The sequence below is a fragment of the Saccharothrix sp. HUAS TT1 genome (assembly GCF_040744945.1).
GTDB lineage: Bacteria > Actinomycetota > Actinomycetes > Mycobacteriales > Pseudonocardiaceae > Actinosynnema.
Map to the genome: position 1 here is coordinate 5,225,539 of NZ_CP160453.1, position 7,996 is coordinate 5,233,534.

A 7,996-nucleotide genomic window follows, 5' to 3' on the forward strand; every position below is an offset into this window, starting at 1 on the left:
GTCGGGGTGGTCGACGAGCGGATGCCTGATGTCCCAGCGGACGCGGGCTATGCGCCCGACACGCCCACCCGCCGGGCGTGCTGGTCGAGCACGACGGGGTCGTACCCCAACTGCGGGATGCCGTCGTCACCGACGACCGGGTCGGCCGGCCGGTGCTCGTGGATCCGTTGCAGCGGGGTCGTGGTGAAATCGTTGGCGGCCGCGGCGGTCAGCGCCGCGGCCAGTGCCCGCAGTCCGGGCACCGTGGTCACGGTGGGGATGGACAGGTACGAGGCCGCGGCCCGCACGTCCCGCGCGTGAGGTGTCCGATCCAGGGTGACGACGAGCACCACCCCTTCGGCCAACCTCCGCTGGACGTCCTGTTCGGACCCGTCGGTCCAGGTGATCGGGTCAAGACCCAGCTCCCGCAACGTGTCGAGCGCGGGCAGCACCCTGGCCGCTTGCGCGTCGGTGGACGACACGTAGACCTTTCCCTCGCCGGGCAGGGAGAACCCCGCCGCCGACTGGGACTTGGCGTAGGCCATGCCGAAGGACACGTCGATGCCCATGACCTCGCCGGTGGATTTCATCTCCGGGCCGAGCAGCGAGTCGACGCCCTTGCCCTCCGGCGTGCGGAACCGGTGGAACGGCAGCACGGCCTCCTTGACCGCCACCGGGGCGTGCGCGGGGAGCTTCGCGCCGTCGCCGGTCGCGGGCAGCAGGCCTTCCTCGCGCAGCTGCGCGACGGTCGCGCCGAGCATGATGCGGGCGGCGGCTTTGGCCAGGGGCACGGCGGTGGCCTTGGAGACGAACGGGACGGTGCGCGAGGCGCGCGGGTTGGCCTCCAGGACGTAGAGCACGTCGTCCTTCAGCGCGTACTGCACGTTGAGCAGGCCGCGCACGCCGATGCCCTCGGCGATGGCCAGGGTGGAGCGGCGCACGGCGTCGATGTCGGATTCGCCCAGGGTGATCGGCGGCAGGGCGCAGGCGGAGTCGCCGGAGTGCACGCCGGCTTCCTCGATGTGCTCCATCACGCCGCCGATGAAGACCTCCGTGCCGTCGTAGAGCGCGTCCACGTCGATCTCGATGGCGTCGTCGAGGAACCGGTCGACCAGCACCGGGTGCTCTGGGCTGACCTCGGTGGCGCGCTGGATGTAGTCGTGCAGGGTCTCCTCGGTGTAGACGATCTCCATGCCGCGCCCGCCCAGCACGTAGGAGGGGCGCACGAGCACGGGGTAGCCGATCTCGTCGGCGATGGCCTTGGCCTGCGCGAACGAGGTCGCCATGCCGTATTTCGGGGCGGGCAGCCCGGCCTCGGCCAGCACCTGGCCGAACGCGCCGCGCTCCTCGGCCAGGTGGATGGCGTGCGGCGGGGTGCCCACCACCGGCACGCCCGCCTCGGCCAGTCGCCGTGCCAGGCCCAGCGGCGTCTGGCCGCCGAGCTGCACGATCACGCCGGCGACCGTGCCGGAGCGCTGTTCGGAGTGGAAGACCTCCAGCACGTCCTCGAAGGTCAGCGGTTCGAAGTAGAGCCGGTCGGAGGTGTCGTAGTCGGTGGAGACGGTCTCGGGGTTGCAGTTGACCATCACCGTCTCGTACCCGGCCGCGCGCAGCGCCATCGCGGCGTGCACGCAGGAGTAGTCGAACTCGATGCCCTGCCCGATCCGGTTCGGCCCGGAGCCCAGGATCAGCACCTTCGGCCTGTCCGGTTGCGCGGTGACCTCGGTCTCGGCGTCGGGGTCCAGCTCGTAGGCCGAGTAGTGGTACGGGGTCTTGGCCTCGAACTCGGCGGCGCACGTGTCGACCGTCTTGAACACCGGCCGCACACCCAGGCGGTGGCGCAGCGCGCGCACACCGTCCTCACCGGCCAACTCCGGGCGCAGCGCGGCGACCTGCCGATCCGACAGCCCGGCCCGCTTCGCCTTGCGCAGCAGCCGCTCGTCCAGCACCGGCGCGGCCTCGATCTCACGGCGCAGCCCGACCAGCCACGCCATCTGCTCCAGGAACCACGGGTCGATCCGCGATGCCTCGTGCACCTGCTCGATGCTCGCCCCCAACCGCAACGCCCGATCCGCCGTGTACAACCGGCCGTCGTGGCCCCGACGCAGCGCGTCCAGCACCGATTCCAGGGTGGTGTCCGGGTCGTCCGGGGTGGTCCAGAAACCCGCGGCCTTGGTCTCCATCGAGCGCAGCGCCTTGCCCAGGGCTTCGATGAAGCTGCGGCCGATGGACATGGCCTCGCCGACCGACTTCATGGTGGTGGTGAGCGTGCTGTCGGCGCCGGGGAACTTCTCGAACGCGAACCGCGGCACCTTCACCACCACATAATCGAGCGTGGGCTCGAAGCTGGCGGGCGTCTCGCCGGTGATGTCGTTGCGGATCTCGTCCAGGGTGTAGCCGATCGCCAGCTTCGCGGCGATCTTCGCGATCGGGAAACCGGTCGCCTTCGACGCCAGCGCCGAGGAGCGCGACACCCGCGGGTTCATCTCGATGACGACCATGCGCCCGTCGGCCGGGTTGATCGCGAACTGGATGTTGCAGCCCCCGGTGTCCACCCCGACCTCGCGGATCACCGCGATCCCGACATCGCGCATGTGCTGGAACTCGCGGTCGGTGAGCGTCATCGCCGGGGCGACGGTCACCGAGTCGCCGGTGTGCACGCCCATCGGGTCGATGTTCTCGATGGAGCAGACGACGACCACGTTGTCGTTGCGGTCGCGCATCAGCTCCAGCTCGTACTCCTTCCAGCCGAGCACGCTCTCCTCGATCAGCACCTCGGTGACCGGGGACTCGGCGAGGCCGGTGGCGGCCAGCCGCTCCAGCTCCTCGGGGGTGTGCGCCATGCCGGAGCCGAGGCCGCCCATGGTGAACGACGGCCGGATCACGACCGGCAGGCCCAGGTCGGCCACGGTCGCGCGGACGTCCTCCATGGTTTTGCACACGGCGCTGCGCGGCACGTCCGCGCCGATCCCGCGGACCAGGTCCTTGAAGATCTGCCGGTCCTCGCCGCGCTGGATGGCGTCGATGTCCGCGCCGATCAACTCCACGTCGTACTTCTCCAGCACACCCCGCTCGTGCAACGCGATCGCGGTGTTCAACGCGGTCTGACCGCCCAACGTGGCCAGGATCGCGTCCGGACGCTCCGCCGCGATCACCTTCTCCACGAACTCCGCGGTGATCGGCTCGACATAGGTCGCGTCGGCGAACTCCGGATCGGTCATGATCGTGGCCGGGTTGGAGTTGACCAGCGACACCCGCAGGCCCTCCTCCCGCAACACCCGACACGCCTGCGTGCCCGAATAGTCGAACTCACACGCCTGGCCGATGACGATCGGACCCGAGCCGATCACCAGCACGTGCTTGAGATCAGTCCTCTTCGGCATCAGCGACCCTCGCCCATCATCGTCACGAACTCGTCGAACAGCGGTGCGGCGTCGTGCGGACCGGCCGCCGCCTCGGGGTGGTACTGCACGCTGAACGCGGGCACGTCCAGGGCGCGCACGCCCTCCACGGTGCCGTCGTTCGGGCAGTAGTGGCTCAGCAGCACGCGGCCGAAGTCGGAGGTGAACTCCTCGCCCGGCTCGCCCTCCAGCGCGAACCCGTGGTTCTGCGACGTGATGGCCACCTTGCCGGTGGACACGTCGATCACCGGGATGTTGATGCCGCGGTGGCCGTAACGCATCTTGTAGGTCTCACGCCCCAAAGCCCGGCCCAGGATCTGGTTGCCGAAACAGATCCCGAACAACGGAATCCGCCGCTCCAACACACCCCGGGTCAACCCCACCGCGTGCGCCTGGGTCGCCGGATCACCCGGCCCGTTGGACAGGAAGACGCCGTCCGGTTTGACCGCGACCAGATCCTCCACGGTCGAGGTCAACGGCAGCACGTGCACCTCGATACCGCGGGCGGCCATCATCCGCGGCGTGTTCGACTTGATCCCCAGGTCCAGCGCGGCGACGGTGAACCGACGCTCGCCCACGGCCTCCACCACATAGGGCTCGGGGGTGGTCACATCACCCGCCAGATCCGCGCCCCTCATCCCCGGCGCGGTACGGACGCGGTCCAGCATCTCCTCGGCGCTGCCCAGGTCGTCACCGGAGAACACACCCGCGCGCATCGCACCCCGCTCACGCAGATGACGGGTCAACATCCGGGTGTCGACACCCGAGATGCCCACGACACCCTGCCGGGCCAACTCCTCGTCCAGACCACGCACCGACCGCCAGTTCGACGGCACACGGGCCGGATCGCGCACCACGTAACCGGCGACCCAGATACGGCCCGACTCGTCGTCCTCGTCGTTCCAGCCGGTGTTGCCGATCTGCGGCGCGGTCTGCACCACGATCTGACGGTGATAGGACGGATCGGTCAACGTCTCCTGATACCCCGTCATCCCGGTCGAGAACACCGCCTCGCCCAGACTCACACCGACCGCGCCGTAGGACTCACCGCGGAACACACGACCGTCTTCCAACACCAGTGCAGCGTTGATCGACACGCTTCCCCCAGCGTGATGTTCCCCGGCCGTGCTCCGCGCACCGTCGAGCGCGCTCAGTCAGAACGGGGCAAATGGTCGGATACAGATTAATCGGTCGTGCGCAATGCCGATACCAGCTTGACGGCGTTCTTCGCCGTAGATGTCGGCACGGCGGTCGAGAAGGCGGGCGTGGTTCGCCCGAATCCCTTCTGTGGTTCGACTTCTCGGGTCTCACAGGTTTCGCGGCACCGATGCTTGGTTATTCCCAAGGCGTTGGCAAGATTAGCAGTCGTCACAGCTTCGGCAACGTGTCCATTTGGCTTAGCGGCATTTGTTGATGACCGTTATACGGTTGAAACATGGCGTTCACACGAATGGTTCATAGACGCGCACGCCGTACCGCCGGTTGCCGAGGTCCGTGCCGGTGTTCGGTTCAGCGGCAGTCCGCAGTTCGCGGTCCTGGGCCTCCGCCCTGCAGGGCTGCAGTTACGCCGAAAGAGGCAGTGCTGCAGTGGTCGGGCTGCACGCGGACCTCTCAGCTGAACCGGTGCACCGGGCGCCCGTACCACCATCCGGGAGACGATCTTGCGCGGCGATACGCTGACCGCCATGACCGAGACAGACCACTACGGGTTCGCGACGAGGGCTATTCACGTGGGACAGGACCCCGATCCCACGACTGGTTCGGTGATCGTGCCGATCCACGCGACCTCCACCTTCGCGCAGGACGGGGTGGGCGGGCTGCGCGGCGGGTTCGAGTACTCGCGGACCGGCAACCCGACCCGGGCCGCGCTGGAGGAGTGCCTGGCCGCGCTGGAGGGCGGCCGGCACGGGCGGGCGTTCGCGTCGGGCATGGCGGCGACCGACACCGCCCTGCGCACGATGCTGCGTCCCGGTGACCACGTGATCATCCCCAACGACGCCTACGGCGGCACGTTCCGGCTGCTCGACAAGGTGATGTCGCACTGGGGCATCGAGTACACGCCCGTGGCGCTGTCGGACGCGGACGCGGTGCGCGCCGCCGTGCGACCGAACACCCGGCTCGTCTGGGTGGAGACGCCCACCAACCCGCTGCTCCGCATCGCCGACATCGCGCTGCTGGCCGAGCTGTCGCACTCGGTGGACGCGCGGCTGCTGGTGGACAACACGTTCGCCTCGCCGTACGTAGGGGGGGGGGGGGGGGGGGGGGGGGGGGGGGGGGGGGGGGGGGGGGGGGGGGGGGGGGGGGGGGGGGGGGGGGGGGGGGGGGGGGGGGGGGGGGGGGGGGGGGGGGGGGGGGGGGGGGGGGGGGGGGGGGGGGGGGGGGGGGCAGAGCCCGCTGGACCTGGGCGCCGACGTGGTGCTGCACTCCACCACCAAGTACATCGGCGGGCACTCGGACGTCATCGGCGGCGCGCTGGTGACCTCCGACGACGAGCTGAACACGGCCTTCGGCTTCCTGCAGAACGCCGCCGGCGCGGTGCCGGGGCCGTTCGACGCGTGGCTGACCCTGCGCGGGATCAAGACCCTCGAAGTGCGCATGGAGAAGCACTCGGACAACACCGAGAAGATCACCGAGGCGCTGCTGCGCCACCCGAAGGTGACCCACGTGTTCTACCCGGGCCTGCCCGACCACCCCGGTCACGAGGTCGCCACCAAGCAGATGCGCCGCTACGGCGGCATGGTCTCCTTCACCGTCGAAGGCGGGGTGGACGCCGCGCTGCAGGTGTGCTCCCGCACCCGCCTGTTCACGCTCGCCGAGTCCCTTGGTGGTGTCGAGTCGCTGATCGAGCACCCCGGCAGGATGACGCACCTGAGCACCGCCGGATCGCCGTTGCAGGTCCCCGGTGACCTGGTGCGCCTCTCCGTGGGCATCGAGTCCGCCGACGACCTGATCGCCGACCTGCTGGCGGCCCTCGACTGACCTTCACCCGGACGGACGAACCCGTCCTGACGGGCACCGCTCGAACGAACCCGCTCGAACGAACACCGTGGTCGCCGATCACCGGACCGGATCGGCCACGGTGTTCCCCTTCGGCCGGTTGAGCACGGCTTCGACGCGGATCCAGTACATGGCCAGCGTGGCTGCCTCGCCGATCGACAGCCCCAGCCAGATCCCCACGACCGGCGAATCCATGCTGTTCGCCAGCAGGTAGGCGGAGGGCAGTCCGATCACCCACTCGCCGAGCAGGACGCAGACCAGGCCGCCGATCCCGTCGCGCAGCCCGCTCTGCGCGCCCACGAACGCGGCCTGCGCGCAGATGACGACCAACCAGACGCACACCGGCCAGATCAGGTGCCACACCGGCCCGAGTCCTCCGGCTATCCCGGCACCGACCAACAGGGTCACGAGCCCGTTCCCGAAAGCCGCCAACGCGGCGCAGAGCACGAGCCCGTACAGGCTCGCGCACAGCAACCCGCCCAGGATCGCGACCCTGATCCTGTCGCGCGCACCGGTGCCGTCCAGGTACCCGACCCGCGAGCTGACGGCGGTCGCCACCCCCAGGCTCAGCGACGAACCCCATTCGCTCAACTTCGCCATCACGACCTGCACCGTGACCACGAGGACTCCATGCGGCGCCGCGATGAGCACGGCGATCGGGAGGACGCCCTCCCGGATGGTGATGCGCAGTGCGAACGGGGCGCCGAGGCCGAGCACCCGCGCGAACTGCCGCCGATCGAACGAGATCGGGAAGTGCAGCAGCCCGGCGAGCACGCCGACGTTGAACAGCCTCAGCAACGTCCACGTCACGACCAAGGACATCAGGGGTGTGCACGCCAGCGCGATACCGGCGCCGAGCGGCCCGAGTGCGGGAACCCACCCCGTGCCGTGGGTCAGCACCAGGCAGAGCGCGGCGTGCCCCGGCACCGATAACCACAGCACGACAGTGCCCACGCCGGCCTTCCCGACGGCGGTCGAGATGCACCTCACGGCCACGTACAAGGCCCAGAACGGAAGCCCGAGGGCCGCGCCACGCAGGTATGCCAACGAGAACTCCGCGGTCTCGTGACTCGCGACGAGGCGGATGAGCGCGGGCGCGGACAACTGGAGGACGAGGGCCAGGACCGTGCCCGCTGCGGCGGCGAGGATGAGTCCCTGATGTGCGATCTTCCTCATCTCAACCCGGTCCGCGCGCCCGTGCGCCTCCGACACCAGGGGGGTCAGCGAGGTGACGGAACCGATCGTCAGCAGGAAGAACAGCACGTACACCCCGGCGGCGACACCCACTCCGGCGAGCTGGTGGGCGCCGAGCCGGGACACGATGGACGTCTCGACCAGCGATATGCAGAGCTGCGCCAGGAAGGTGACCGAGACGGCCAGCGAGGGCGCCCAGATGATCCGAGCCTCTTTGCGGGACGATTCCAACCGACGGGGCACGGCGCTCGTGGTGCGAGTTTCGCGTCCGGGTTCGAGTCCGGAGAGGTTCGCTGTCATGTGACGTCCTCGCGGTTGTGGTGTGCGATCGGGTTCGGCGAATTCCCGACCCCTGGTTGCGACTCACCGGCCAATTCGTCCGCCCGTCACCCGGCCACCCCCGGCGGCATCGACTGATCACGGGC

General features: G+C 69.6%; 3 protein-coding genes and 2 pseudogenes. 2 read left to right on the top strand and 3 right to left on the bottom strand.

The window, feature by feature from the left end; translation table 11 throughout:
- Positions 1-47 precede the first annotated feature (47 nt).
- Together carB and carA are read right to left on the bottom strand one after the other, a co-directional pair.
- Positions 48-3,362, bottom strand: coding sequence for a carbamoyl-phosphate synthase large subunit (gene carB, locus AB0F89_RS23875; RefSeq protein ID WP_367127797.1), 3,315 nt, complete (start codon positions 3,360-3,362; stop codon positions 48-50).
- Entirely contained in the window at positions 3,362-4,456 is a 1,095-nt protein-coding gene (gene carA, locus AB0F89_RS23880; protein ID WP_367127798.1) for a glutamine-hydrolyzing carbamoyl-phosphate synthase small subunit, read from the bottom strand. The genes carB and carA overlap by 1 nt, the downstream gene beginning before the upstream one ends.
- A gap of 609 nt (positions 4,457-5,065) precedes the next feature.
- Here carA and AB0F89_RS23885 point away from each other — a divergent pair.
- Together AB0F89_RS23885 and AB0F89_RS23890 are read left to right on the top strand one after the other, a co-directional pair.
- Positions 5,066-5,620, top strand: a pseudogene (locus AB0F89_RS23885) (aminotransferase class I/II-fold pyridoxal phosphate-dependent enzyme); the annotation flags it as partial.
- 145 nt (positions 5,621-5,765) lie between these two features.
- Positions 5,766-6,359, top strand: a pseudogene (locus AB0F89_RS23890) (PLP-dependent transferase); the annotation flags it as partial.
- A 78-nt stretch (positions 6,360-6,437) separates the two neighbouring features.
- Here AB0F89_RS23890 and AB0F89_RS23895 read toward each other — a convergent pair.
- Entirely contained in the window at positions 6,438-7,814 is a 1,377-nt protein-coding gene (locus AB0F89_RS23895) for an MATE family efflux transporter (RefSeq protein WP_367127799.1), read from the bottom strand.
- Positions 7,815-7,996 lie beyond the last annotated feature (182 nt).

Coding starts and splice junctions, on each gene's coding strand:
- carB (WP_367127797.1), bottom strand. CDS start 3,362: ATGCCGAAGAGGACTGATCTCAAGCACGTGCTGGTGATCGGCTCGGGT.